Origin of the sequence: Pseudomonas sp. P5_152 (assembly GCF_033989915.1) — a bacterium.
Taxonomy (GTDB): Bacteria; Pseudomonadota; Gammaproteobacteria; order Pseudomonadales; family Pseudomonadaceae; genus Aquipseudomonas.
The window spans coordinates 3,077,485-3,101,721 of sequence record NZ_JASFAH010000002.1 but is presented as its reverse complement, the minus strand read 5'-3'; the positions used below and the strand labels follow the sequence as shown (position 1 = coordinate 3,101,721).

General features: G+C 59.1%; 28 protein-coding genes. 12 read left to right on the top strand and 16 right to left on the bottom strand.

Translation table 11 applies throughout. The features are described 5' to 3' along the window. From QMK50_RS14270 to coxB, 4 genes are all read right to left on the bottom strand, one after another. Entirely contained in the window at positions 1-888 is an 888-nt protein-coding gene (locus QMK50_RS14270; RefSeq protein ID WP_095165125.1) for a cytochrome c oxidase subunit 3, read from the bottom strand. A 33-nt stretch (positions 889-921) separates the two neighbouring features. Then, positions 922-1,479: a cytochrome c oxidase assembly protein gene (locus tag QMK50_RS14265; protein WP_095165124.1), complete on the bottom strand. Its 558-nt coding sequence runs from the start codon at positions 1,477-1,479 to the stop codon at positions 922-924. Positions 1,480-1,515: 36 nt separating this feature from the next. Then, a complete protein-coding gene (gene ctaD / locus QMK50_RS14260) occupies positions 1,516-3,108 on the bottom strand; it encodes a cytochrome c oxidase subunit I (protein ID WP_095165123.1) in 1,593 nt (530 codons plus the stop codon). 82 nt (positions 3,109-3,190) lie between these two features. Beyond that, entirely contained in the window at positions 3,191-4,318 is a 1,128-nt protein-coding gene (coxB, locus tag QMK50_RS14255) for a cytochrome c oxidase subunit II (RefSeq protein WP_159992977.1), read from the bottom strand. 372 nt (positions 4,319-4,690) lie between these two features. On the opposite strand from coxB, the gene QMK50_RS14250 reads away from it, so the two are divergent. Beyond that, on the top strand, positions 4,691-5,341 hold the full coding sequence (locus tag QMK50_RS14250; RefSeq protein ID WP_095165121.1) for a hypothetical protein: 651 nt from the start codon (positions 4,691-4,693) through the stop codon (positions 5,339-5,341). Between the two features lie 206 nt (positions 5,342-5,547). Here the strand turns inward: QMK50_RS14250 and QMK50_RS14245 are convergent, their stop codons facing one another. Next, positions 5,548-6,279, bottom strand: a complete 732-nt coding sequence (locus tag QMK50_RS14245; protein WP_159992975.1) for a carbonic anhydrase — start codon at positions 6,277-6,279, stop codon at positions 5,548-5,550. A 367-nt stretch (positions 6,280-6,646) separates the two neighbouring features. Between QMK50_RS14245 and QMK50_RS14240 the strand changes: the two genes are divergently transcribed. Continuing rightward, positions 6,647-7,213, top strand: coding sequence for a hypothetical protein (locus QMK50_RS14240; RefSeq protein ID WP_320333343.1), 567 nt, complete (start codon positions 6,647-6,649; stop codon positions 7,211-7,213). Between the two features lie 309 nt (positions 7,214-7,522). On the opposite strand, the gene QMK50_RS14235 is transcribed toward QMK50_RS14240, so the two are convergent. Further along, positions 7,523-8,581 carry a PA0069 family radical SAM protein gene (locus QMK50_RS14235; protein ID WP_320333342.1) on the bottom strand — a complete coding sequence of 353 codons (1,059 nt, stop codon included), beginning with the start codon at positions 8,579-8,581 and terminating at the stop codon, positions 7,523-7,525. 219 nt (positions 8,582-8,800) lie between these two features. Here QMK50_RS14235 and QMK50_RS14230 point away from each other — a divergent pair, with 219 nt between their 5' ends. After that, positions 8,801-9,106 (top strand): hypothetical protein, encoded by a 306-nt coding sequence (locus QMK50_RS14230; protein WP_320333341.1) that lies wholly within the window; start codon positions 8,801-8,803, stop codon positions 9,104-9,106. A 116-nt stretch (positions 9,107-9,222) separates the two neighbouring features. On the opposite strand, the gene QMK50_RS14225 is transcribed toward QMK50_RS14230, so the two are convergent. Further along, complete coding sequence (locus QMK50_RS14225; protein WP_095165115.1) at positions 9,223-9,513, bottom strand: YheV family putative zinc ribbon protein; 291 nt, start codon at positions 9,511-9,513, stop codon at positions 9,223-9,225. Next, a complete protein-coding gene (gene prlC, locus QMK50_RS14220; protein ID WP_320333340.1) occupies positions 9,510-11,588 on the bottom strand; it encodes an oligopeptidase A in 2,079 nt (692 codons plus the stop codon). The genes QMK50_RS14225 and prlC overlap by 4 nt, the downstream gene beginning before the upstream one ends. A gap of 62 nt (positions 11,589-11,650) precedes the next feature. On the opposite strand from prlC, the gene QMK50_RS14215 reads away from it, so the two are divergent. Together QMK50_RS14215 and QMK50_RS14210 are read left to right on the top strand one after the other, a co-directional pair. Next, a complete protein-coding gene (locus tag QMK50_RS14215) occupies positions 11,651-12,196 on the top strand; it encodes a gamma carbonic anhydrase family protein (RefSeq protein WP_320333339.1) in 546 nt (181 codons plus the stop codon). Between the two features lie 19 nt (positions 12,197-12,215). Then, positions 12,216-12,869, top strand: a complete 654-nt coding sequence (locus tag QMK50_RS14210; protein WP_095165113.1) for an HAD family hydrolase — start codon at positions 12,216-12,218, stop codon at positions 12,867-12,869. 76 nt (positions 12,870-12,945) lie between these two features. Here QMK50_RS14210 and QMK50_RS14205 read toward each other — a convergent pair whose 3' ends face one another. Further along, positions 12,946-14,019 carry an aminopeptidase gene (locus QMK50_RS14205; RefSeq protein WP_320333338.1) on the bottom strand — a complete coding sequence of 358 codons (1,074 nt, stop codon included), beginning with the start codon at positions 14,017-14,019 and terminating at the stop codon, positions 12,946-12,948. A 59-nt stretch (positions 14,020-14,078) separates the two neighbouring features. Between QMK50_RS14205 and QMK50_RS14200 the strand changes: the two genes are divergently transcribed. Continuing rightward, positions 14,079-14,495: a hypothetical protein gene (locus tag QMK50_RS14200; protein ID WP_320333337.1), complete on the top strand. Its 417-nt coding sequence runs from the start codon at positions 14,079-14,081 to the stop codon at positions 14,493-14,495. A gap of 40 nt (positions 14,496-14,535) precedes the next feature. Continuing rightward, positions 14,536-14,958, top strand: coding sequence for a hypothetical protein (locus tag QMK50_RS14195; RefSeq protein WP_159992966.1), 423 nt, complete (start codon positions 14,536-14,538; stop codon positions 14,956-14,958). Between the two features lie 6 nt (positions 14,959-14,964). Here QMK50_RS14195 and QMK50_RS14190 read toward each other — a convergent pair whose 3' ends face one another. Continuing rightward, entirely contained in the window at positions 14,965-15,198 is a 234-nt protein-coding gene (locus tag QMK50_RS14190) for a DUF1161 domain-containing protein (protein ID WP_159992964.1), read from the bottom strand. Positions 15,199-15,382: 184 nt separating this feature from the next. Further along, entirely contained in the window at positions 15,383-15,814 is a 432-nt protein-coding gene (locus QMK50_RS14185) for an OsmC family protein (protein WP_095165107.1), read from the bottom strand. A gap of 240 nt (positions 15,815-16,054) precedes the next feature. Between QMK50_RS14185 and QMK50_RS14180 the strand changes: the two genes are divergently transcribed. Next, on the top strand, positions 16,055-17,056 hold the full coding sequence (locus QMK50_RS14180; RefSeq protein WP_095165106.1) for an LLM class flavin-dependent oxidoreductase: 1,002 nt from the start codon (positions 16,055-16,057) through the stop codon (positions 17,054-17,056). Between the two features lie 68 nt (positions 17,057-17,124). Here QMK50_RS14180 and QMK50_RS14175 read toward each other — a convergent pair whose 3' ends face one another. Next, positions 17,125-17,346 (bottom strand): DUF1161 domain-containing protein, encoded by a 222-nt coding sequence (locus tag QMK50_RS14175; protein ID WP_095165105.1) that lies wholly within the window; start codon positions 17,344-17,346, stop codon positions 17,125-17,127. 131 nt (positions 17,347-17,477) lie between these two features. Beyond that, entirely contained in the window at positions 17,478-17,693 is a 216-nt protein-coding gene (locus QMK50_RS14170; RefSeq protein ID WP_029290270.1) for a dodecin, read from the bottom strand. A 153-nt stretch (positions 17,694-17,846) separates the two neighbouring features. On the opposite strand from QMK50_RS14170, the gene QMK50_RS14165 reads away from it, so the two are divergent. Further along, on the top strand, positions 17,847-18,173 hold the full coding sequence (locus tag QMK50_RS14165; RefSeq protein ID WP_095165104.1) for a DUF883 family protein: 327 nt from the start codon (positions 17,847-17,849) through the stop codon (positions 18,171-18,173). On the opposite strand, the gene QMK50_RS14160 is transcribed toward QMK50_RS14165, so the two are convergent. Continuing rightward, positions 18,170-19,063, bottom strand: a complete 894-nt coding sequence (locus QMK50_RS14160) for a LysR family transcriptional regulator (protein WP_320333336.1) — start codon at positions 19,061-19,063, stop codon at positions 18,170-18,172. The genes QMK50_RS14165 and QMK50_RS14160 overlap by 4 nt on opposite strands. A 112-nt stretch (positions 19,064-19,175) precedes the next feature. Between QMK50_RS14160 and trpB the strand changes: the two genes are divergently transcribed. Continuing rightward, entirely contained in the window at positions 19,176-20,396 is a 1,221-nt protein-coding gene (trpB, locus tag QMK50_RS14155) for a tryptophan synthase subunit beta (RefSeq protein ID WP_320333335.1), read from the top strand. Beyond that, a complete protein-coding gene (gene trpA / locus QMK50_RS14150; protein WP_095165101.1) occupies positions 20,396-21,208 on the top strand; it encodes a tryptophan synthase subunit alpha in 813 nt (270 codons plus the stop codon). Before trpB ends, trpA begins: the two co-directional genes overlap by 1 nt. Before the next feature lie 72 nt (positions 21,209-21,280). On the opposite strand, the gene QMK50_RS14145 is transcribed toward trpA, so the two are convergent. Together QMK50_RS14145 and QMK50_RS14140 are read right to left on the bottom strand one after the other, a co-directional pair. Then, on the bottom strand, positions 21,281-21,607 hold the full coding sequence (locus tag QMK50_RS14145; RefSeq protein ID WP_095165100.1) for a DOPA 4,5-dioxygenase family protein: 327 nt from the start codon (positions 21,605-21,607) through the stop codon (positions 21,281-21,283). Positions 21,608-21,647: 40 nt separating this feature from the next. Continuing rightward, positions 21,648-22,598, bottom strand: coding sequence for a choline sulfate utilization transcriptional regulator (locus QMK50_RS14140; RefSeq protein ID WP_320333334.1), 951 nt, complete (start codon positions 22,596-22,598; stop codon positions 21,648-21,650). Between the two features lie 114 nt (positions 22,599-22,712). On the opposite strand from QMK50_RS14140, the gene betC reads away from it, so the two are divergent. Then, positions 22,713-24,227, top strand: coding sequence for a choline-sulfatase (gene betC, locus QMK50_RS14135; protein WP_320333333.1), 1,515 nt, complete (start codon positions 22,713-22,715; stop codon positions 24,225-24,227). Positions 24,228-24,237 lie beyond the last annotated feature (10 nt).

Here is a 24,237-nt window from a genome sequence, read left to right as displayed (position 1 = left end):
TCAGAGTACGTAGACAAAAACAAACAGGCCGATCCAGACCACGTCCACAAAGTGCCAGTACCAGCTCGCGGCCTCGAAGCCGAACTGGTGCTCGGCATCGAAGTGCCCGCGCAACACCCGCATCAGCATCACGAACAGAATCAGGGTGCCGATGGTTACGTGGGCGCCGTGGAATCCGGTGAGCATGAAGAAGGTTGCGCCGTAGATGCCCGAGCCCAGGGTCAGGCCCAGTTCGTGGTAGGCGTGGATGTATTCCTCGGCCTGGAAGCCGAGAAAGGCGCAGCCCAGCAGTACGGTCAGCGCCAGCCAGATTTTCAGCGCCCCGCGATGGCCTTTTTTCAGGGCATGGTGGGCGATGGTCACGGTGACGCTGGAGCTGACCAGGATCACCGTATTGAGCAGCGGCAGGCCCCAGGGACTGATGACGTCCTTGGGTGGCGGGAACAGCTTGGAGTCCGGGTTTTCCAGCAACGGCCAGACGAACTGGAAGTTCGGCCAGAGCATGTGCGCAATGCCCTTGGCCCCTTCACCGCCCAGCGCCGGCCCCGAGATATGCCGCACGTAGAACAGCGCACCGAAAAACGCGATGAAGAACATCACCTCGGAGAAGATGAACCAGCTCATGCCCCAGCGGAACGAGCGATCCAGCTGGGCGCTGTACAGCCCCGCACGACTTTCCTTGATCACCGCGCCAAACCAGCCAAACAGCATGTAGGCCAGCAGTAACCCCCCGACGAAAAAGATCAGCGGGCCGTGGGAATCCGGGCGCGCCGCCTTCAGATCGTTGAACCAGGTGGCCAGGCCAAACACCGTGACGAACATGCCGACGGTGGCGATGATCGGCCATTTGCTTTGGGCGGGAACGTAATAATGCTCATGAGTTGCCATTTATTGTTCTCCTTATCGGGCACGCTTGAACGTCTAGCCACCGGTCTTTTGTGCAACGGCCACGGGTGGATGACGTGCGGTGATATCGAACAGCGTGTAAGCCAGCGTCAAGTGCTTCACATCCTTGGGCATATCGCGATCAACGATGAAACGTACCGGCATCTCGATCTGCTGACCGGGCTGCAGCACTTGCTGGGTAAAACAGAAGCATTCGGTCTTGTGGAAATACATCGCCGCCGCGCTAGGTGAAATGCTCGGCACCGCCTGGGCGCTCATCGGGTGGCTGCTGGGGTTGCGGGCGATGAAAATCATCTCGTTGACCGCACCGGGGTGGACCACGATGTCATCGGACTTGGGATAAAACTCCCAGACCATGTCGATCGCATTGGTGGACAGGAACTGCACGCGTACCTGGCGCGACTCGTCCACCTGCTGCTCGCCGGAATACTGCCCGCCAGTCTTGCCATTGATTCCCAGCGCCTTGCACATCACGTCATAGATCGGCACCAGGGCAAACCCGAAGACAAACATCGCCGCCACCACCAGCAATAAGCGGGTAACCAGTTTTTTCGTGGAGATCGAATCAGCCATGATTCATGACCTCCGTCGAGAACCCTGCCGGGGCGTTCATTTCACTTCCGGCGGGGTGGTGAAGGTGTGATACGGCGCGGGCGAGGGAATGCTCCACTCCAGGCCTTCAGCGCCATCCCACGGTTTGGCCGGTGCTGGCTCGCCGCCGCGAATGGTCTTGATCACGATGAACAGGAAGAAGATCTGCGTGGCGCCAAACATGAAGGCGCCAATCGAAGACACCATGTTGAAATCGGCAAACTGCAGATTGTAGTCGGGGATCCGGCGCGGCATGCCCGCCAGCCCGACGAAGTGCATCGGGAAAAACGCCATGTTCATGCCGATGAAGGACAACCAGAAATGCAGCTTGCCCAGGGTCTCGTCATACATATGCCCGGTCCACTTGGGCATCCAGTAGTAGGCGGACGCGAAGATCCCGAAGATCGCCCCCGGCACCAGCACGTAGTGGAAGTGCGCCACCACAAAGTAAGTGTCCTGGTACTGGAAGTCCGCCGGCGCGATGGCCAGCATCAATCCGGAGAAACCGCCGATCGAGAACAGGATCACGAACGCCACGGCAAACAGCATGGGCGTCTCGAACGTCAGCGAGCCCTGCCACATGGTACTGGCCCAGTTGAACACCTTGACCCCGGTGGGTACCGCGATCAGCAGGGTGGCGTACATGAAGAACAGCTCGCCCACCAGCGGGATGCCCACCACGAACATGTGGTGCGCCCAGACGATGAACGACAGGAAGGCGATGCTCGCTGTCGCGTAGACCATCGAGGTGTAGCCAAACAACGGTTTGCGCGAAAAGGTCGGGATGATCGAGCTGACGGCACCGAAGGCCGGCAGGATCATGATGTACACCTCGGGGTGACCAAAGAACCAGAACACATGCTGGAACAGCACCGGGTCACCGCCACCGGCGGCACTGAAGAAGCTGGTGCCGAAGTGGATGTCCATCAGCATCATGGTCACGCAACCGGCCAGCACCGGCATCACCGCGATCAGCAGGAAGGCGGTGATCAGCCAGGTCCAGACGAACAATGGCATTTTCATCAGGGTCATGCCGGGGGCGCGCAGATTGAGGATGGTGGCGATCACGTTGATTGCCCCCATGATCGAACTGATACCCATCAGGTGAATCGCGAAGATGAAAAAGGTCACGCTTTCCGGGGCGTAGGTCGTGGATAGGGGCGCGTAGAAGGTCCAGCCGAAGTTCGGTCCGCCACCAGGCATGAACAAGGTCGAGACCAGCATCAGGAACGCTGCCGGCAGCAACCAGAAACTGAAGTTGTTCATCCGCGGCAGGGCCATGTCCGGCGCGCCGATCATCAGCGGGATCATCCAGTTGGCCAGGCCGACAAACGCCGGCATCACCGCGCCGAAGACCATGACCAGGCCATGCATGGTGGTCATCTGATTGAAGAACGCCGGCTCGACGATCTGCAGCCCGGGCTGGAACAGCTCGGCACGGATCACCATGGCAAACGAGCCACCGAGCAGGAACATCATGAAGCTGAACCACAGGTACAGCGTGCCGATGTCCTTGTGGTTGGTGGTCAGTACCCAGCGCATCAGGCCCTTGGCAGGGCCATGGGCGTGGTCATGGCCGGCATGACCATGGTCATCGATCACTGCACTCATGTCCTGACTCCTGTAGACGGATGGACTGGGCGGCTCGAGGCATCACGCCCCAAGCGCTCACGGGAACATGCAATCGAGCGCCTCATTTGCTTTCCTCCTGCTTGAGGGCCAGCACGTCTTTTGGCGTGACCATGTCGCCCTTGTTGTTGCCCCAGGCATTGCGCTCGTAGGTCACCACGGCAGCGATATCGACTTCCGACAGTTGCTTGCCGAACGCCGCCATGGCGGTGCCTGGCTTGCCGTGGAAGACAATGCCCAAGTGATCCGCTATGGGGCCGGTGGCGATTTTCGAACCCTTGAGCGCCGGGAACATTGGCGGCAAGCCCTGGCCTTCAGCCTGGTGACAGGCCACGCAGGTGGTGTGATAGACCTTGTCACCGCGCTCCTTGAGTTCCTCCAGCGTCCATTCCTTGCTGGTCAGCTCTTTGAGCTTGGCCGCTTCGGCCTTGCGCTCGGCCAGCCAGGTGTCGTAATCGGCCTGGCTTTTGACGTCGACCACAATGGGCATGAAGCCGTGGTCCTTGCCGCACAGTTCGGCGCACTGGCCACGGTAGATCCCAGGCTTGTCGACCCGGGTCCAGGCCTCGTTGACGAAGCCGGGGATGGCATCGCGCTTGACCGCAAAGGCCGGCACCCACCAGGAGTGAATGACATCGGCGGAGGTCACCAGAAAGCGTACCTTGGCACCGATCGGCAGCACCAATGGCTGATCGACCTCCAGCAGGTAGTGTTCGCCCTTGGTGCTCTGGTTGCGGATCTGCTCTTGCGGGGTGGCCAGGTTGCTGAAGAACTCGACGTCCTGGCCCAGGTATTTGTAGTGCCACTTCCATTGATAGCCGGTGACCTGGATATCGATATCCGGCTCACTGCTGTCGTACATCTTGATCAGGGTGGCGGTCGCCGGAACAGCCATGGCGACAAGGATGATGAAGGGCACCACGGTCCAGAGGATCTCGACCGTCGTACTTTCATGGAATTTGGCGGCCACCTGCCCGGTGGAGCGCCGATGCATGATCATCGACCAAAACATCGCACCGAAGACGATGATGCCGATCACTACACAGATCCAGAAAATGGTCATGTGCAGGTCGAAGACTGCGTGACTGATTTCAGTAGCCCCAGGCGCCATATTCACAGTCCAGGCGGCTTGCGCCTGGCTGAAAATCGACCACAACAGGAGGCCCATCCAGACTTGTGGATGTCGCATCATTGCGGGTTCCCCTTATCGTTCTTGTTATCCCGCCGGCTTTCACCTGCGTCCAAGGGAGCGGCTGCCTAGACTACGAACTTAAACCGCCAAGCCTTGCTGCACATGCAGTCGGGCGTCATCAGCTAACTTCATACAGAACCGAGTATAGACAGCGAGTGGGACCTCGCAACGCGATGGCGTAAATCAGCTGAAACACCTGGGGCTTGCGCCGCAGGCTGCGGATGGAGAAGGATGTGATCAGGTGATGGCAAATCGATATAACTTGGATGCATCAAAGGTGAAACAATTATGACAAATACGTCTTAACGGTTTTCATAAGCAAGCTAACTTATGTCTTCCCCTATTTCCTTGCCTTCGTTTCCTGGAGTTTTCATGAACACCGCCGCATTGCGCGAGCAGATTCAACGTGCCCATTTACATGAGTCCGAAACCGGTCAGCTGACCCGTCAGCTGGAAGTCCAATTGCCCCACCTGCATGCCGCTATCCAATTGCCGGACGTCGACGCCAAGGGCGTGATGACCCGTTTTGTGGCCGCCTACATCGACCAGGTCCCGGACCTGCTCGACGCTGCCAACGAAGTCGCGCGCGAAGCCGGGATCGAATCACAGATCAAGCCGGTCCTGAAGATCGCCGAACAGTTCTTCCTCCAACCGCCGGCAATCATGAACGGCCACGTAGGCCTGGACAGCCTGCTGGACGAAGCCTACCTGGCCCATCGCCTGGTAGAAGAAGTGAACGACCTCTACATCAAACATTTCGGCCAGCCACTGATCCCCTTGGACATGACTGTCGCCAACCTGATTGCCCACCAACTGATCGGCGAAGACTTCGCCAATCAACTGGATGAGGCGGTTCATCACGCCGTTGACGAAATGCTCAACGAAGACAGCTTCGCCCTGGAGTCCGTCGAAGCCTATCGGGAAAAACTCAACAGCCCGGACACCGGTGCCGCCTGGAAACGCTGGCCGTGCCTGTCGCGCCAACTGGGTGTGGGCCTGGAGCTGGATCAACCAGCCGCCTGAGCCCTCCAACACTTGTGGGAGTAGCCTTGCTTACTCCCACAAGGACTTTGACCGGCTGAACCTCAGCCAGAAACATCACCCTGCAAGCCAGCAGCTTCCTTGGCTGAAGCGCTTTCAGTCGCCCCCTCCATGAGCCTTCCCCCGGATTGATTCGGTGTGGCGAAGCCTGCACGCTTTTTCAGCCGCCCCGACCAGCCACGCAAGATCTAGAAGCGCGCCTTGGGCGTCGCCATGGGGATCGGAAGGCTACCGTCCAAAGGCAAGAAGCAGCCCTTGTCCGCGTCGTAGGCTTTTATTTCACTGGATTCGATACTGTAGACCCAGCCATGGATGAACAACTGACCGTTGGCCATGCGCGAAGCCACTGAGGGGTGAGTACGCAAATGCTGCAGCTGGGCGATCACGTTTTCTTCGGTCAGCACCTGCATGCTTTCGTGTTCGGTGGCGCACTGACAGTTGTCCTGGACCATGCTTTTGGCGACTTCCGCATGAACTAGCCAGGCTTTGACCGTGGGCATCTTTTCCAGGCTTTGCGGGTTGAGGACCGCCCGCATGGCGCCGCAATCGGAGTGCCCGCAAATGATGATGTGCTGAACACCCAGCGCCAGCACGGCGTATTCGATGGCCGTAGAAACACCGCCATTCATTTGCCCGTAAGGCGGGACGACGTTGCCCACATTGCGCGTGACGAACAGGTCGCCTGGCGCGCTTTGCGTGATGAGTTCAGGGACGATTCGCGAATCGGCACACGCGATAAACATTGCCCGTGGCCGCTGGGCCGTAGCGAGCTTCTTGAAGAGTTCTTCCTGTTGCGGGAAGACCTCATGATGAAAATGCAGAAAGCCGTCAACAATGTGCTGCAGCGCTGCATCGGCGCTTTCAGCCTCTGGAAGGGCTGAAGCCGATGCAGCCAACGGTGGCTTGTCTTTGTCACTCATCACTCATCCTCGTTGGCACATTAGGGGGGGTGCTCCAGAGTTTACATCACTCAGGTGCAATGCAAACGACGGTGGCGTCACCCACAAAGAACAAGCCAGACACCGCAATAACCCTCGGACTTAATTGAGACTGAACAAAGACAATTGAGCAGCATATGTGACAGTTCAACACTTGTGGCACGAACAATCTCTACGAATACATTAACAGCAACACCTAATCCTGACAGGGCAGCGAACAACTGATATGCCAGGCTCAAGAAACAAAGAGAAAGATTTTAAGCCTACTTTATTCTGAAATCCTCATTAATCTAACCAGCAAGTGCACCAGCACTTGAAAACTAAAAACACCTTCAAAGGAATGAACCCAATGACTGCTTTTGTCGAAACCATGAACGAACTTCGCGCCCACCACAAATCCGTGTTGGCGGGTGGCAAACAACAACCCGCTCGTAGTTTCTCCATGCCCAACGCTACCCAACTAGATGACATTTCCCCAGATGAAGCAATCGCACTGGAAGAACTGAAGTCGGAAGCAAAAATGCTGGCTACCACCCAGAATCAGAGCGTAGAGCTCAGCATTACCAACGACGCCCAAAACTTGAGCAACGCTGCGGGTGATGCAGCTGCCATTGCGACATTCAAACAGCAAATGAATGAAAGACGCGCTTACGAAAAAGAGCAATCCGAAAAAAATATCGACCGGATTTTCGATAAGGCCATTGAAATCGGCGAGCGGCACCCGAACGCACAAAAAGCAATAATGTCCACAACTGATATGATTTTCAGCCTGTTCCGAATCATGTCGGAAAAACTCAATGCCTTCATTACAAAAGTTGTAGCCGAAACTATCACGTGGGTTAAAAACGCCTTCGCCGATATCAAGTCGACTTTCAATAATATTAGCGGCTGGATTCAAGGCTGGTTTACCAGTTAATTAATTACGCTAGTAACTCTGAGCACCCGACGTCCCAGTGCTGTAATCCAAGACCAAGGACAGGCTTGGCGAGTTACGGTCAACCTGGGGCGTCGGTACATTATCCGTCTACCGCCCCCCCCCTTGATACCTGAGTAGTTGGCCGAAGGTCTGGCTAAGCGAAGCTGGCGCAACCAGCGGCTGGTAATACGTATCTCAATCGAAATCGACCACCCGGCAACAAGCGCCACAAGCGCCACAAGCCAAAAACCGACAATAACGTACCATTACGCATATTACGTACCACGACAAAACAGGCCTAATCGTTATCTACAACAACGACATCTGCGCACCCGGAGGACAAAAAGCCGTGCAATCGAGGTTGAACCCCTCACGCTGATTCAGCCCCAGCCGCTTCATTGCCTTGGCAAACCGTTGTGCCAGCAAGTCAGCGAACGGCCCCTCACCGCGCATTCGCGCGCCAAAGCGACTGTCGTACAACTCGCCGCCACGACTCTGGCGGATCAGGCTCAGCACATGCGCCGCTCGTTGCGGGTAATGCGCCGCCAGCCATTCCTCGAAGAGCGGTGCAACCTCCAACGGCAGGCGCAACATCATGTAGGCCGCACTCTGGGCACCAGCCGCCTGGGCGGCCGCCAGCAGACTCTCCAACTCGCTATCGTTGATCATCGGAATCATTGGCGAGCACAGCACGCCCACCGGAATACCCGCCTCGCGCATCACCCTGATGGCCCGTAATCGCGCCTTGGGCGCCGCTGTACGCGGTTCAAGAATGCGCTTGAGCTCATCGTCCAGACTGGTCAGGCTGATCATCACCGCCACCAGCCGCTGCGAAGCCAATTCGGTCAACAGATCCAGATCGCGCAGGATCAGCGACCCCTTGGTGATAATCGTCACTGGATGCCGATAGCGTAGTAGTACCTGGAGAATTTGCCGGGTAATTCGGTGTTCGCGCTCGATCGGCTGATAGGGGTCGGTATTTGAGCCGAGATTGATCGGCGCGCACCGGTAGCCACGCTTGGACAGTTGCTCCTCAAGCACATCGGCGGCGTTGGTTTTGGCAATCAGCCGGGTCTCGAAATCCAGACCGGGGGATAGGTCCCAATACGCATGGCTGGGCCGCGCGTAACAGTAGATGCAACCGTGCTCACAGCCCCGATAAGGATTGATCGAACGGTCGAAGGGTAAGTCTGGCGAGTTGTTGCGGGTGATGATGGTCTTCGCCGTTTCAATGCGCACCTCGGTGCCTTGGGTCAGCGGCACTTCCTGGTACCAACCATCGTCTTCGGCGACTGAGCGGCTCGACGCGAAGCGGTTGTGCGGGTTTGTTGCGGTACCACGACCGCGCGGGGGTAATGGCGAATTCATGGAGGAGCCCTTTGACTGTATGAATATACAGTACACCCCGAACCATTCTCCGCCTAGTGCCGTTCGGCACCTGCACAACGCTAATGAGCGCTCTTATAACAACACAATGAACTTGGCGACATGCTGCGTTACAACAATGAAGTGGCGATCGTCAGGTGCACCTCGATAGTATCCAGACGTTCGTTTATAACTTTGATCATTATTTAAAAGGATTTAATAATGTCGTACTTCAATCGTCGTGGCATTTTTCTGCAAAAACTGGGTCCCACTGTGGTTGATCCAGATGAAGTCCTGGTGTCCATGCAGTTTGCATTAAAAGAGTCAGGCTGGGATCAGCAAAACGAGGCGCCGACCGAGGCGTTGCTGGACTCCACCACAATTATTGCGTCCTCCTACGATGGCGGCCAGTCGTTCAGCATTGCCAACATCAACAAGGATGTCGATGATGACCGTGATATCGATGAGGATGACAAGGCAAAACTCCTGGCCTTGGCAAAAGCCTACGCCAGTATTACCAGTCCTTGAATTAAACTTATAAGTCGAATGACTTTAAAGTGGATTAAAGTTAATGGCTGATCATAAATCAGCTCATTAGACTGAACAAAGCCGGCTTCTCAGGGAGCCGGCTTTGTTAGTTGCCGTTACTGTGCCTCGTCAGTTTTTTTCTTCAACTTCGGGTTCACAAAGAACTGCACAGTCTGAACCTTGGTATCAGCCACCTTCACAGCACCGGTGTTGACCCGCGTCCCCAACTCCTTGGGAACCGACAAACCCTGCTCATTGAGTGTGTCCGAGTAACCGCACGCGACGCATTCGCGGTGCGGTACGTCGTCTTCACTCCACATCATCAATTTGTCCGGCTCGCTGCACGCCGGGCACACTGCTCCAGCGATAAAGCGCTTCTTGGTTATGCTCACAGGCCCATCACTCATGCTGCCGCGCCCTCATCCAGGCCGCTGTGGCGCAAGAGTGCGTCAATCGACGGTGCACGTCCGCGGAAGTCGACGAACAGCACCATTGGCTCCTGGGAGCCTCCACGCGCCAGGATCGCCTCACGGAAGGCCCGACCGGTCGCAGCGTTGAGTACACCTTCCTCCTCAAATCTGGAGAACGCGTCAGCCGACAGCACTTCCGCCCATTTGTAGCTGTAGTAACCCGCGGCGTAACCACCGGCAAAGATGTGCGCGAAACTGTTGGGGAAGCGGTTGTAGGCCGGCGCACGCATGACCGAGACCTCGTCGCGCACGCCCTCGAGCACCTGCAGCACACTGCGACCATCGCCGTGCGTGGCGTGCAGTTCGAAGTCGAACAGGGAAAACTCCAACTGACGCACCATCATCAGGCCCGACTGGAAGTTCTTCGCCGCGAGCATTTTCTGCAGCAAGTCCTGGGGCAGTGGCTCGCCGGTTTCATAGTGACCGGAAATCAGCGCCAGGCCTTCCGGCTCCCAGCACCAGTTCTCCATGAACTGGCTCGGCAACTCGACCGCATCCCAGGCCACACCATTGATACCGGATACACCCGCATGCTCGACTCGGGTCAGCAGGTGATGCAAGCCGTGGCCAAACTCGTGGAACAGGGTGGTGACTTCATCATGGGTCAACAGCGCCGGCTTGCCACTGTCGGCCGGGGTGAAGTTACACACCAGGTTGGCTACCGGGCTTTGCAGAACGCCCTCGGCAGTGCGACGACGGTCGCGGGCACCGTCCATCCAGGCACCACCGCGCTTGTTGGCGCGCGCGTACAGGTCGAAGAAGAAGCGGCCAACGTGCTCGCCGTTTTCCTTGATTTCGAATAGGCGAACATCCGGATGCCAGGTGTCGAATCCCGTCTGCTCGGCGATCTCGATGCCGTACAGGCGCTGGACGATAGCGAACAGACCGCCCAGTACTTTATCGATCGGGAAGTACGCGCGCAGCGCCTCTTGAGCGACGCTGTAACGCTGCTCACGGAGTTTTTCCCCGTAGAAACCACTGTCCCAGCTTTGCAGGTCAGCACAGCCCTGTTCGGCCGCATAGGCCTTCAACTGCTCCAGGTCCTGGGCGGCGAACGGCTTGCTGCGCTTGGCCAGGTCCCGCAGGAAGCTCAGGACCTGATCGCTGGACTCCGCCATTTTGGTCGCCAGGCTCAGTTCCGAGAAACTGCTGTAGCCCAGCAGTCGGGCCAGTTCCTGACGCAAGTCGAGGATCTCTTCCATCACCGGCCCGTTATCGTTCTGACCGGCGTTGGGACCCTGGTCCGACGCACGAGTGCAGTAGGCGGCGTAGACTTCTTCGCGCAATGCACGGTCATGGGCGTAGGTCATCACCGCGAAATAACTCGGAAACTCCAGGCTGATCAACCAGCCATCCAGCTCCTTGGCTTGCGCCGCGACGGCCATTTGCGCCTTGGCCGAATCCGTCAGGCCGGCGAGGGCGGCCTCCTCGGTGATGTGCTTGGTCCAGGCCTGGGTGGCATCGAGCAACTGGTTGGAAAAGCGGCTGCCCAGTTCAGACAGCTTGCTCTGCACCTCGGCATAACGCTTTTGCTCAGCCTCCGGCAGGTCGATACCCGACAGGCGGAAGTCCCGCAGGGAATGTTCGAGGATGGTTTTTTGCGCCACATCAAAGCCGGCCGCCTGCGGGCTGTTGGCCAGGGCTTCGAAGGCCTGGAACAGTTCACGGTTCTGCCCCAGCTCGGTGGAGTAGGCGCTCAGCGCTGGCAGGCAGGACTCGTAAGCTTCACGCAACTCGGCGCTGTTGCACACCGCGTTAAGGTGGCTGACCGGGCTCCAGGCGGCGCCCAGGCGGTCGTTGAGCTCATCCATCGCCAGCACCAGGCCGGCCCAGGTCGGTTCAGTGCCCTGGGTCTTGAGGAGGTCGGCAATGGCAGCGCGGTTGTCCGCGAGAATCTGTTCGATGGCCGGTTGTACATGCTCGGCGCGGATCGCCGAGAACGGCGGCAGGTCGTAGGACTGCAAAAGAGGGTTGTTCACGCTCACGGTTGGCACCTTGGCTGGAAGAAACATTGCCCCATCTTAATTACAATCGACGCCAACCGCAGCTATCAGCAACAGAGAGAGAGCCTATCGTGTCCCTTCGCAAGTATCAGAACCACACTCCCGTGCTCGACCATGGCGCGTTTGTCGACGGTTCGGCAGTGGTGATCGGCGACGTCGAAATAGGCGCCGACAGCTCCGTCTGGCCGCTGACCGTGATCCGCGGCGACATGCACCGCATCCGCATTGGCCAGCGCACCAGCGTGCAGGACGGCTGCGTACTGCACATCACCCACGCCGGGCCATTCAACCCGGACGGTTTCCCGCTGCTGATCGGCGATGACGTGACCATTGCCCACAAAGTCATGCTGCACGGCTGCACCGTCGGCAACCGGATTCTGATCGGCATGGGCAGCATTGTGATGGACGGGGCCGTGGTCGAGGACGAGGTGATCATCGGCGCGGGAAGCCTGGTGCCGCCAGGTAAACGCCTGGCCAGCGGCTTCCTGTATGTGGGCAGCCCGGTAAAACAGGCCCGGCCGTTGACCGACAAGGAGCGCGCATTCTTTACCTACAGCGCGGCCAACTACGTCAAGCTCAAAGACCTGCATCTGGCCGAAGGCTACGACCAGCTCTGACTCTCATTCGGAAATATTCATGCATTACCAAAGCGTTTTATTCGACCTTGATGGCACCCTGACCGACCCGCGCGAAGGGATCACCCGTTCCATCCAGTACGCCTTGGGCAAACTGGGGATCGATGAGCCGGACCTCGGCAAACTGGAACACTTCATCGGCCCGCCCTTGCTGCAGGCCTTCATGCAGTTCTACGCCTTCGACGAGGCCAAGGCGTGGGACGCGGTGAACTTCTACCGTGAGCGCTTCAAAGTCACCGGGCTCTATGAAAATCGGGTGTTCGATGGCGTCACACCACTGCTGGAAACCTTGAGCGGGCAGGGGCGAGAGCTGTATATCGCAACGTCGAAACCCTGGATCTTTGCCCGGGAGATCGCGCGCCACTTCGATTTCGACCGACACTTCAAGGTGATCTACGGCAGTGAGCTGGACGGCACCCGCACCGACAAGGTCGAACTGATTGCCCACCTGGTGGCCGAGGAGGGGCTGGACCCAAGCAGCACCCTGATGATCGGCGATCGTAAACACGACCTGATCGGCGCCAAGCGCAACGGCCTGGATGCCGCCGCGGTGGGCTATGGCTTTGGCAGCCTTGAAGAACTGAACGCCGAGCACCCAGCGTACTACTTCGAAACGCTGGCGCAGTTGCATCAAGCGTTTTTGCGCGACGATTAAGATTGTCATCGCGGGCAAGCCTTGCTGCTACAAGCGCCCCCCTTGTAGCAGCGAGGCTTGCCCGCGATGGCGCCCCTTAGCCAGACAACGACCTCAGGGCCGCCTTGCGCTGCTGCGCCGGTAACGCACCTAACTGTTCGACGGCGTCGTAGAACCTCTGCCAATCTCCCGCCGACTGCCTGAACAACTGGGCAAACGCCGGCACCCATTGCTCGTACAGACCGAAGGGCAGCAGACGCGCGTTGTTCATGGGGGCGTAGATCCAGGCGTCGTAACGCTTATCGCCGGCCCATTGGCTGTCACGTAGGGTTCGGTAGTCGCTGCGCAAGCGCTCGAACTCGGCGTTCTTGCGCTGGCGCATCTGCTCACTCGGCAAGGGCAGGGCGTACAGGGCCTCCAGGCGCGTGCGACAGTCCAGCAGCAACTGGGTGAACTGCTCGCGCTGTCGCACCCGGGCGTCGTTGGCCGGGGGTAACCCGCGGGCTATGCGCCATTGCCGAGTGCCTTGCTGCTCAACGAAGGTGGCAAACGACTCGTTGAACTCAGTGTCGTCCTTCAGATAAAAACGCTGATGCGCCAGCTCATGAAAAATCAGGCTGGCCAGGCGCTCGTCGCCCCAGCCCAGCATCGAATTGAGGATCGGGTCATTGAACCAACCCAAGGTTGAATAGGCCTCCACGCCACTGATCGAGACATCCATGCCCTGCAGTCGCTGCAGGGCTGCCTCGCCCCGCGCCGCACTCTGGCGGTAGTACCCGCGGTAGGCCACGCACCCGGCAATTGGGAAGCAATGGTTCTGCGGGCTGAGGGAAAATTCCGCAGTGACGAACACATTCCACACCACATAGGGGCGACCTAGGTCTGCGTAGAGGCGATAGCTCAGGTTGTCCGGCAGGTGCAGGTGCTGGCTGGCGAAGTCGCGGGCCTTTTGCGATTGCTCCAGGTGCGAGCGCAATGTCGCGTCGCTGGCCGGGTCAGCCAGCACCTTGCTGACCGGCTCACGAGCCCGCAGCAACTGCCACTGACCGCTGGCCAACTGGCTGTAGTAATCGACGCTGGCACAACCGTTGAGCAACAAAAACATCACAGCCGGAAACAAAACGCGCAAAACGCGATCAAGTAACCGATGGCTTGGAACCAGCCTGATCACATCGAATCATCCTTGGGGAGTCTGCCCGCAAGACTATCTCGCCTGACTGGAGCTTCGCTATGCGCGTGTTACTGCTGACTGGAGGCCTGCTGATGCTGGCCGGCTGTGCTGGATTGCCCCAACCCGACCCGACGCAAGCCTGGATCGACCTCGCCCCTCACCCTGAAGACACTGCATTGCAAGCGCTGGAGGTGGATGACAAAACCTCTGTGGACAAACGCTACTTCCAGGTTCCGCCCGGCCGCCATGAACTGACGGTGCGTTATCAGTTCACCGTCGATCCAACCAACATCGGCCCAAACGCCGAGCCGTTGTGGCGAGATTGTCAGTTGAGCGTGAAATTCAACGACTTCAACGCTGGCCAGCGCTATCAGTTGCAGGCTGGCAACATTGGCTTCCGTCCCTGGGCCAAACTCTACGACGAACAGCGCAAAGTGGTTGGCCAGGCGCAACCAGCGGGCTGTCAGCGCACCTGATCGGCGCTATGCTGAATACCTGACCACCCGGAACTGAATCATGCACAGGTATTTGCTGTTCTTTGCCCTCGGCGCATTGTCTGCGTGCGCCGCCAGCCCCCTGCCGGATGTCAATCCGAACATGGCCTGGGTCGACTTCGCCATGCCAACCCCCGGCGGAAAAGTCCTGATGGCCGAGCGCCTGGACAATCAACCACAGCGTGATGGGCGTTTTTTCCAGGTCACGCCGGGCAGCCATGAACTGACCGTGCGTTTTGACTTTGAAGTGTTTGGCGGTGGCATGGGCATGAACACCGACCCGCAGGAGCGGTTGTGCTACATGACCATCTCTTACGAGCATTTCGAAGCGGGCCAGCGTTACCGGCTCGAGGCCCGCTCACTGGCCTTTACCCCCAGCGCCCGGCTGTACAACGCCCAGCGCCAGCTCGTTGCCGAAGAACGTCAGGTCAATTGCGTGCCCTGAGGCGTCTTAGCGGTCGTTCTTTTGATAGATGATTTTTTTGCTACCGCCGTCGCAGGTGCCGACTACCATGTTCGGGTCATGCGCATCATCTTTGCTGACAATTTCCAGCGTATAGGACGATACGTTGTTGGCCTGGATCTTGGCTTCGATCTCGGCCTTGAGTTCTTCGCACGGTTTTGGCGCCGCCAGGGCCGATGTGGCCAGCGCACCGCAGATAACCGCCAAGGCAAAACGTTTCATGGTTGAAGCTCCCTTGAAGCAGCGCGCACGGGTGTGCGCTTGGGCTGCTGTCATTTATTCGACCACAATTTCGCCCTGGGAGTTCTGATTTGTAGGAGTCGGCTTGTTGGCGAATCTGCCAACTCGTGGTGTCAGACAGGTCCGTTTCGCTGGCAAGCCAACTCCTATGTGGGGGAGGAGAGGTTCAACTGACGAGCGTGCCATCCAGGGTGATTGTCGCGTTCAGCACCTTGGACACCGGGCAACCTTCCTTGGCTTTTTTGCTCAACTCGTCAAATTGCTGCTGGCTGGCGCCGGGGATTTTTGCCTTGAGAATCAGGTGCACGGCGGTAATCGCAAAACCACCGTCGACCTGATCCAGGGTCACCTCTGCCTGCGTATCAATGCTCTCGGCCTTAAGGCCGGCGTCGCCGAGAATCATCGAAAAGGCCATGGAGAAACAGCCTGCATGTGCTGCGCCGATCAGTTCTTCGGGGTTGGTCCCTTTACCACCCTCGAAACGCGCCTTGAAGCCGTAGGGGGCTTCCCTGAGGACCCCGGTTTCCGTGGAAATCGAGCCGATCCCTGTTTTCAGGTCACCTTCCCAATGTGCCGATGCTTTCTTCTTGATGCTCATGTGTGCCTCCTCAAGATCCGGCGCGAGAGTCGCGCCTTGATGGTTTTCGGTAGCTAAGGGTTCTGAGGATAGATGGCCGGACAAAGTTCACCCTGTCGGATAGAACCGCTTATCTGGTAGGCATTTTCAGGTCAGCTATTGAAACTCGGGTATATGCCCACATTGCATAGAACAGGCTTATACATTCGGCAGGTTTTCGTTAGTGAGAAAAGCCTGCATACCCCTTGGAGACGCAGGCTTATGAAACAACTGTCCGATATCAAGTTCTCGACCCTCGACCTGGTGCCCGTGCGGGAGAACGGCAGCCCGGCCCAATCCTTGCGCAACTCGCTGGACCTGGCGCAGCACGTCGAAAAATGGGGTTACAACCGCTTCTGGGTCGCCGAGCACCACAACATGGACGGCATTGCCAGCTCCGCCACCTCGGTGTTGCTGGGTTATCTGGCCGGCGGCACGTCGAGCATTCGTGTCGGCTCCGGCGGGGTGATGCTACCCAACCATGCACCACTGGTGATCGCCGAACAGTTCGGCACCCTGGAAAGCCTCTATCCGGGCCGGATCGACCTCGGCCTGGGCCGTGCCCCAGGTTCCGATCAACTGACCGCTCGCGCCTTGCGTCGCGAACGTTCCGGCAGCGCCGATGACTTCCCCGAAGACGTCGCCGAACTGGTGCGCTACCTCGGCCCCCGCACACCGGACCAACGCATCATCGCCATGCCCGGTACCGGCACCAACGTCCCGGTGTGGCTCCTGGGTTCCAGCCTGTTCAGCGCACAGCTGGCGGGCGAACGAGGCTTGCCCTACGCCTTTGCCTCGCATTTCGCACCGCGCTACATGCACGAGGCGATTCGCGTCTATCGCAATCACTTCAAGCCATCAGCGGTCCTCGACAAGCCCTATGTGATGCTCGGCGTACCACTGGTCGCCGCCGACACCGATGAGCAGGCCGAGTACCTGGCTACGTCGGTCTACCAGCGCATCCTCGCGCTGATGCGTGGGCAAAGCCTGGTTCAGCGCCCGCCCGTCGAGAGCATGGACGGCCTGTGGTTACCCCATGAGAAACAGGCAGTCGGGGATTTCCTCGGGCTGGCCATGGTCGGCAGTCCGGCAAAAATTCGCGGCAAGCTGGAAGTCCTGATCGAACAGACCCAGGCCGATGAACTGATCTTCACCTGCGACCTGTACGAGCACGCCGATCGCCTGCACTCCTACGAGCTGCTGGCGCAGGTGATGAGAGGCTGAGCACTTACCCCGCGCCCATAAAAAAGCCGACGCCAAAGCGTCGGCTTTTCACTTGCAGCGAATTCAAACTACTTCTTGTAGACGATTTCCTTGGAACCACCTTCACAGGTGCCTACGACTTTACCGTCAGCCGCAGTGCCCTTGTCGACGATTTCCAACGAATAACCTGACACGCCCTTGGCATCGAGTTTCGCTGCAATTTCCGCTTTCAGTTCTTCACAAGGCTTGCCGGCCGCAAGGGTTGTTCCTGCGATGCTCAGCAAACCAATAGCCAGAATCAACTTCTTCATCGGTCACATTCCCTGGTCGGATCAATAGGATTAGCGTTCAGCCCAAGGCATCAGCGCTCGCAGATTAAGTAGCGCTTTGCCACTCCCTATGGCAATCGGCCAGCTCACAAGTTCAGAAATCTAGTTCATCTTCAGCTATTCGCAATCCGGAACCCGACCTTCAGCGTCACCTGGAAGTGCGCAGCCTTGCCGTCCTTGATGTGGCCTCGGGTTTCAGTGACCTCAAACCATTCCAGGTGCTTGATGCTTTTGCTGGCCTCAGCCAAGGCATTGTTGATGGCGTCCTCGATACTGGTGGGCGAGGAGCCAACCAGTTCGACTTTCTTGTACGTGTGGTGGTCTGTCATGGCGATCTCCTTGGGTGTTCCTACAGCCTAGCAGTGATTTTCGGTATTTCTTCTGTGGGCATTTCTGCTGCTAAGGTTCATATTTTCTGCACTTTCGCGAACCGCTGGAGTCGGAACCAACACACGCTACTCAATCAATGCAGGAGAGCCATCATGGCCAACACCTCTTTACGTAAAGCCTCATTGCAAAGCATGGAAGCCGAGATCGAGAGTCTGCTCAAGTCGTTGGAAAGCCTGAAAAGTGATGCCTCGGACGAGTCGCTGAAAACCCTCAAGTCCCTCAAAAGCAATGCCGAGAGCGCGCTGAAACACTCGCGCAGCCTGCTCAGCGATGCCTACACAGAAGTCAAAGTGAAAACCCGTGAGACCGGGATCGCGACCCGCGATTACGCGCAGGAACACCCCTGGACCACCGCGGGTGTAGCCGTCGGGGCCCTGGGTTTGCTGGCGGCCTACCTGCTGTGCAAACGCGGTGATTAATCTGCCTGGCGCAGCTCATTTTTGAGCCACTGCGCCAGCTGCCGAGCGCGCCCGTCCGCGGCGCGCTTGGGTAACCACAACGCCAGTTGCGCCGGGGTTTGAGAAAACCCCCACGGCGCAACCAGGCGACCCGCCTTCACGTCCTCGGCCACCAATGGCTGTGGGGCAATCGCCACACCCAGCCCGGCCACGGCCGCCTCCAGCAAGTAATACAAATGCTCGAAACCCTGGCCGAACTTCAAGGCCCCGGGGTCGAGTTGATTGTGCTGTGCCCAACTGGGCCAGGCTTGCGGTCGCGATGTGGTATGCAACAAGGGTAATTCGAGCAAGGCACTGGCCGGTGCGTCACGCAGCGACTCATACCCGGAGAAGCGGGGGCTGAGCACCGGGCCGATTCGTTCGCTGGTCAGTTCATACACCTGCATATCCGCAGGCCATGGCGGCTCGGCGAATACCAGCAAGGCATCCAGGCCCGGACGACGCGGGTCCAGGTCACCTTCGCCGGCCGACAGGTGCAAGCGCAAATCCGGCAGATCGGCATTCAACCGCCCCAGGCGCGGAATAAACCAACGAGCCAGCAGACTACCGGAGCAGCCCAGGACAAAAGGCGCCTCGGCGTGGCCCTGAGTCAGCTCACCGCAGACCGTGCGCAGGCGCTCGAATGCCTCAGTGCTGGCGTCGCGCAGGCGTACACCGGCATCTGTGAGTTTCAGGCCGCGTCCGTCCTTGACGAACAGACTTATCCCCAAGTGCTCCTCGAGCACTTTCAGCTGCCGGCTGACTGCTCCATGGGTAACGTGCAATTGCTCCGCCGCCTGACTGACACTGTGTAGGCGGGCAGCGGCTTCGAAGGCGCGCAGGGCGTTGAGAGGGGGCAGGTCGTGGCTCATGGTATCTGTGAGTTTTCCTGACAGGTTGTGGCGATCTTATCGGTTTTCAGCCGTCGACGTCAGGGGTAGAGTGAACGCCATTGTCACTTCACGCATTCAACTGGAGCGCCCCATGACCCAGACTAATCTGCGCAACGGCCCTGACGCCAACGGCCTGTTTGGCGCGTTCGGTGGCCGCTACGTCGCCGAAACCCTGATGCCGTTGATCCTCGACCTGGCCCGCGAATACGAAGCGGCCAAGGAAGATCCGGCTTTCAAAGAAGAACTGGCTTACTTCCAGCGCGATTACGTCGGACGTCCGAGCCCGCTGTACTTTGCCGAACGCCTGACCGAGTTCTGTGGCGGCGCCAAGATCTACCTCAAGCGTGAAGAGCTGAACCACACCGGCGCACACAAGATCAACAACTGCATCGGCCAGATCCTGCTGGCACGGCGCATGGGCAAAAAACGCATCATCGCCGAGACCGGTGCCGGCATGCACGGTGTGGCCACTGCCACTGTAGCCGCGCGTTTTGGTCTGGAGTGCGTGATCTACATGGGCACCACCGACATCGAGCGCCAACAGGCCAACGTGTTTCGCATGAAACTGCTGGGTGCCGAAGTGATCCCGGTAGTGGCCGGCACCGGCACCCTGAAAGACGCAATGAACGAAGCCCTGCGTGACTGGGTGACTAACGTCGACAACACCTTCTACCTGATCGGCACCGTCGCCGGCCCGCATCCTTATCCGGCGATGGTCCGTGACTTCCAGGCCGTGATCGGCAAGGAAACCCGTGACCAGTTGCAAGCCCAGGAAGGTCGTCTGCCTGACAGCCTGGTGGCATGCATCGGCGGTGGCTCCAACGCCATGGGCCTGTTCCATCCGTTCCTCGACGAGACCAGCGTCCAGATCATCGGGGTTGAAGCGGCCGGTCATGGCATCGAAACCGGCAAGCACGCCGCCAGCCTGAACGGCGGGGTACCTGGTGTACTCCACGGCAATCGCACCTTCCTGCTGCAGGACGACGACGGCCAGATCATTGATGCCCACTCGATTTCCGCTGGCCTCGACTATCCGGGCATTGGCCCTGAGCACGCCTGGTTGCATGACATCGGTCGCGCCCAGTACACCTCTGTGACCGACGATGAAGCCCTCGACGCGTTCCACAAGTGCTGCCGCCTGGAAGGGATCATTCCGGCACTGGAAAGCGCCCACGCCCTGGCCGAAGTGTTCAAACGCGCACCGACCTTGCCCAAGGATCACCTGATGGTGGTCAACCTGTCTGGTCGTGGTGATAAGGACATGCAAACCGTAATGTTCCACATGGAACACTCTCAGCAGGAGAAACACTGATGAGCCGCCTGCAAACCCGTTTCGCCGAACTCAAAGAGCAAAACCGTGCGGCCCTGGTGACCTTTGTCACTGCTGGCGACCCAAGCTACGACACCTCCTTGGCGATCCTCAAGGGGCTGCCGGCAGCCGGCGCCGATGTAATTGAGCTCGGTATGCCATTCACCGATCCGATGGCCGATGGCCCGGCGATCCAGCTTGCGAACATCCGGGCCCTGGGCGCCAAACAGAACCTGGCGAAAACCCTGCAAATGGTTCGCGAGTTCCGAGCGAGCAACAACGACACACCACTGGTACTGATGGGCTACTTCAATCCTATTCACTATTACGGTGTTCCACGCTTCATCGCGGACGCCAAGGAAGCGGGGGTGGATGGCCTGATCGTGGTCGATCTGCCACCTGAACATAACGGCGAACTGTGCGATCCGGCCCAAGCCGCGGGCCTGGACTTTATCCGCCTGACCACCCCGACTACCGACGACGTACGCCTGCCAACCGTACTCAATGGCAGCTCCGGTTTTGTCTACTACGTCTCGGTGGCGGGTGTGACGGGCGCAGGTGCTGCCACCCTGGAGCACGTCGAAGAAGCGGTGGCCCGTTTGCGCCGCCACACCGACCTGCCGATCAGCATCGGCTTCGGCATCCGTACGCCAGAGCAAGCGGCGGCAATTGCCCGCTTGGCAGATGGGGTGGTGGTGGGTTCGGCATTGATCGACCATATCGCCAATGCCACCACGCCGGACCAGGCCATTGATGGCGTGCTGAGCCTGTGTGCGGCGCTGTCTGAAGGTGTACGCAACGCTCGCGTTGGCTAAGTTTTGATCCCGTAACAACCAAGGGCCCGGAACCATGTTCCGGGCCCTTTTTTTCTGGCGCCCGCCCACCCCTCAAAAAATCGACAGGTCCAGCGGCCGGATCGCCCCCATCCAGATCGCGTGGTCCGTGTGATCGGCCAGCTCATCCCCGGTCTCGGGATGCAGGAACACCACCAGTCCGTTGCGATGCAGCGCCAGCCACGGCAGCACCACGCCGATCAATTCCGGCCCAAAGGCCAACTGGCAGCTCCAGTCCGGGTGCGGCCCCACCGGGCGTTCGTGGACTCGACCCATTTGCAGGGGAAATAGCAGGGCAGCCTCTTCACACAGCGCCCGCGCCTGAGCAAGGGTGCTCGCGTCGAAATAAACATGGGCGTGGTAGCCCTTGATCCGTTGCATAGTGCTCTCGTCTTGCCCAATCCAAGTCCCAAGGGCAACGCTACACCGCAATGGACGGCAGGGCCAATCCTGCCAGCGACTCAGCGCTGCTGGCCTGTTCACTCATCAGCCAGTCGACGAACTGCTGGATCAACGCACTGCGGCGTTTGCGCTGGGGCAGCACCACGTAGTAACCGAACCCCGAGATCGCCGTCTCGGCAATCGGCCGCACCAAAAGCCCCTGCGCCAGCAGGTCATCGACCAAATGCCGCCAACCGATGGCCACGCCCTGACCGCCAATCGCCGCCTGAATCAACAGGGTGTAATTATCAAACCGCAATTGCCCAGGCGTCGGCGCGGTGGCGATACCCAGGCTGCGGAACACACCGCTCCAGTCGAACCAATGGCTGCTGTTCTCGCCCCGCAGATGCAATAGCGGCAACTCCAGCAAAGCGTGGGCGGGCAGGGGCGCGAGCCGCTCCTTGAGCAGCTGCGGGCTGCACACCGGGAACACTTCCTCGCTGAACAACCAGTGACTTTCACCCTGTTTGAAGCGCCCTTCGCCGAACAGCACGGCCACATCGATGTCGGGACGCAACATGTTGTGATTACGTTCGCTGGTCACCAGGCTGACATCCACCCGGGGGTTGGCCTCGTGAAAGCGATGCAGACGCGGCATCAGCCAGTAAGCGGCGAAGGCGAAATCGGTGGCCACCTGCAACACCTCATGCTGGTGCTGGGCACTGATCGCGCTCAACCCGGCCTCGATACTCTGCAGGCCGCTCTGCACCTGCTCGAACAGGATCGACCCGGCTTCGGTCAGCTCGATGCCCCGGTAGATGCGGTCGAACAAGCGTGTTGCCAATTGCTCCTCCAACCGCTTGAGCTGTTGGCTGACAGCAGGTTGGGTGGTGCCCAACTCCACTGCGGCGGCGGTGAAACTGCCATGGCGCGCTGCCGCTTCAAAGGTGCGCAACAAGTCCAGGGAGAGTTCACCAAGGGCGTCATACATAAGGTGGGCTTATCCTAGTCATTGCCGGACATGGGCTTTACCGCGAAGAGCACGGGCTACATTCTCGATCACAGCACTTTCGCATAACTGCCCACTATGGAATGCCGCTATCACATGAAGCGCAAGAACATTCTTTTCATCATGGCCGACCAAATGGCCGCGCCCTTGCTGCCGTTCTACGGCGCTTCACCGATCAAGCTGCCCAACCTGAGCCGACTGGCGGACAAGGGCGTGGTATTCGACGCTGCGTACTGCAACAGCCCGTTATGCGCACCCTCGCGCTTCACCCTGGTCAGTGGCCAGTTGCCGAGCAAGATCGGCGCCTACGACAACGCCGCAGACTTTCCCGCCGATGTGCCGACCTATGCCCACTACCTGCGTCGCCTCGGCTATCGCACCGCGCTGTCCGGCAAGATGCACTTCTGCGGCCCGGACCAACTGCATGGCTATGAAGAACGGCTGACCAGCGACATCTACCCGGCCGATTACGGTTGGGCAGTCAACTGGGATGAACCGGACGTGCGCCCGAGCTGGTATCACAACATGTCCTCAGTCCTGCAGGCCGGACCTTGCGTGCGCACCAACCAGCTGGACTTCGATGAAGAGGTGGTCTTCAAGGCCCAGCAGTACCTGTTCGACCACATCCGTGAAGACGGCGACCAACCGTTTTGCCTGACGGTGTCGATGACCCACCCACACGACCCGTACACCATTCCCAAGGCATTCTGGGATCTGTATGACGACCAGGACATCCCGCTGCCGGCGACCCCGGCGCAGGCCGACCTCGACCGACATTCCCAGCGCCTGCTCAAGGCCTACGACCTGTGGGACAAGCCACTGCCCGTGGACAAGATCCGTGATGCCCGCCGAGCCTATTTCGGCGCGTGCAGTTACATCGATGCCAACGTCGGCAAACTCCTGCAGACCCTCGAAGAGACCGGGCTGAGCGACGACACCATCATCGTGTTTTCCGGCGACCACGGCGACATGCTCGGCGAGCGTGGCCTCTGGTACAAAATGCACTGGTTCGAAATGGCCGCCCGGGTGCCGCTGCTGGTCTATGCGCCTGGCCAGTTCGCGGCCGGACGCGTCAGTGCCGCCGTGTCCACCGCCGACCTGCTCCCGACCTTCGTCGCCCTGGCCGGTGGCGAGCTGCAGCCTGGCCTGCCACTGGACGGCCGCTCGCTATTGCCGCACCTGCAGGGGCAGGGCGGCCACGATGAAGTGTTTGGTGAGTACATGGCCGAAGGCACCGTCAGCCCGTTGATGATGATCCGCCGGGGGCCCTACAAATTTATCTACAGTGAAGACGACCCCTGCCTGTTGTTCGATGTACGCAACGACCCTCGCGAACAGGAAGAGCTCAGTCACTCGCCTTCGCATCAACCGGTTTACGCCGCCTTTCTTGCCGAAGCTCGCGCCAAGTGGGATATCCCGGCGATTCACCAGCAGGTCCTGGCCAGCCAGCGCCGCCGGCGATTCGTGGCTGACGCACTGCGCCTTGGCCACCTGAAGAGCTGGGACCACCAGCCACTGGTCGACGCCAGCCAGCAGTACATGCGCAACCACATCGACCTCGATGATCTGGAGCGCAAGGCTCGTTATCCACAACCCTGCCAAAACCAATAATGTAAGGGGA

Coding starts and splice junctions, on each gene's coding strand:
- QMK50_RS14225 (WP_095165115.1), bottom strand. CDS start 9,513: ATGAGTGATGGGCCTGTGAGCATAACCAAGAAGCGCTTTATCGCTGGA.
- QMK50_RS14165 (WP_095165104.1), top strand. CDS start 17,847: ATGGCCAACACCTCTTTACGTAAAGCCTCATTGCAAAGCATGGAAGCC.
- trpA (WP_095165101.1), top strand. CDS start 20,396: ATGAGCCGCCTGCAAACCCGTTTCGCCGAACTCAAAGAGCAAAACCGT.
- QMK50_RS14145 (WP_095165100.1), bottom strand. CDS start 21,607: ATGCAACGGATCAAGGGCTACCACGCCCATGTTTATTTCGACGCGAGC.
- QMK50_RS14170 (WP_029290270.1), bottom strand. CDS start 17,693: ATGACAGACCACCACACGTACAAGAAAGTCGAACTGGTTGGCTCCTCG.
- QMK50_RS14270 (WP_095165125.1), bottom strand. CDS start 888: ATGGCAACTCATGAGCATTATTACGTTCCCGCCCAAAGCAAATGGCCG.
- QMK50_RS14180 (WP_095165106.1), top strand. CDS start 16,055: ATGAAACAACTGTCCGATATCAAGTTCTCGACCCTCGACCTGGTGCCC.
- coxB (WP_159992977.1), bottom strand. CDS start 4,318: ATGATGCGACATCCACAAGTCTGGATGGGCCTCCTGTTGTGGTCGATT.
- QMK50_RS14230 (WP_320333341.1), top strand. CDS start 8,801: ATGTCGTACTTCAATCGTCGTGGCATTTTTCTGCAAAAACTGGGTCCC.
- QMK50_RS14240 (WP_320333343.1), top strand. CDS start 6,647: ATGACTGCTTTTGTCGAAACCATGAACGAACTTCGCGCCCACCACAAA.
- trpB (WP_320333335.1), top strand. CDS start 19,176: ATGACCCAGACTAATCTGCGCAACGGCCCTGACGCCAACGGCCTGTTT.
- QMK50_RS14210 (WP_095165113.1), top strand. CDS start 12,216: ATGCATTACCAAAGCGTTTTATTCGACCTTGATGGCACCCTGACCGAC.
- QMK50_RS14195 (WP_159992966.1), top strand. CDS start 14,536: ATGCACAGGTATTTGCTGTTCTTTGCCCTCGGCGCATTGTCTGCGTGC.
- prlC (WP_320333340.1), bottom strand. CDS start 11,588: ATGTTTCTTCCAGCCAAGGTGCCAACCGTGAGCGTGAACAACCCTCTT.
- QMK50_RS14175 (WP_095165105.1), bottom strand. CDS start 17,346: ATGAAGAAGTTGATTCTGGCTATTGGTTTGCTGAGCATCGCAGGAACA.
- QMK50_RS14245 (WP_159992975.1), bottom strand. CDS start 6,279: ATGAGTGACAAAGACAAGCCACCGTTGGCTGCATCGGCTTCAGCCCTT.
- QMK50_RS14185 (WP_095165107.1), bottom strand. CDS start 15,814: ATGAGCATCAAGAAGAAAGCATCGGCACATTGGGAAGGTGACCTGAAA.
- QMK50_RS14200 (WP_320333337.1), top strand. CDS start 14,079: ATGCGCGTGTTACTGCTGACTGGAGGCCTGCTGATGCTGGCCGGCTGT.
- QMK50_RS14190 (WP_159992964.1), bottom strand. CDS start 15,198: ATGAAACGTTTTGCCTTGGCGGTTATCTGCGGTGCGCTGGCCACATCG.
- QMK50_RS14250 (WP_095165121.1), top strand. CDS start 4,691: ATGAACACCGCCGCATTGCGCGAGCAGATTCAACGTGCCCATTTACAT.
- QMK50_RS14160 (WP_320333336.1), bottom strand. CDS start 19,063: ATGAGCCACGACCTGCCCCCTCTCAACGCCCTGCGCGCCTTCGAAGCC.
- QMK50_RS14140 (WP_320333334.1), bottom strand. CDS start 22,598: ATGTATGACGCCCTTGGTGAACTCTCCCTGGACTTGTTGCGCACCTTT.
- betC (WP_320333333.1), top strand. CDS start 22,713: ATGAAGCGCAAGAACATTCTTTTCATCATGGCCGACCAAATGGCCGCG.
- QMK50_RS14235 (WP_320333342.1), bottom strand. CDS start 8,581: ATGAATTCGCCATTACCCCCGCGCGGTCGTGGTACCGCAACAAACCCG.
- ctaD (WP_095165123.1), bottom strand. CDS start 3,108: ATGAGTGCAGTGATCGATGACCATGGTCATGCCGGCCATGACCACGCC.
- QMK50_RS14265 (WP_095165124.1), bottom strand. CDS start 1,479: ATGGCTGATTCGATCTCCACGAAAAAACTGGTTACCCGCTTATTGCTG.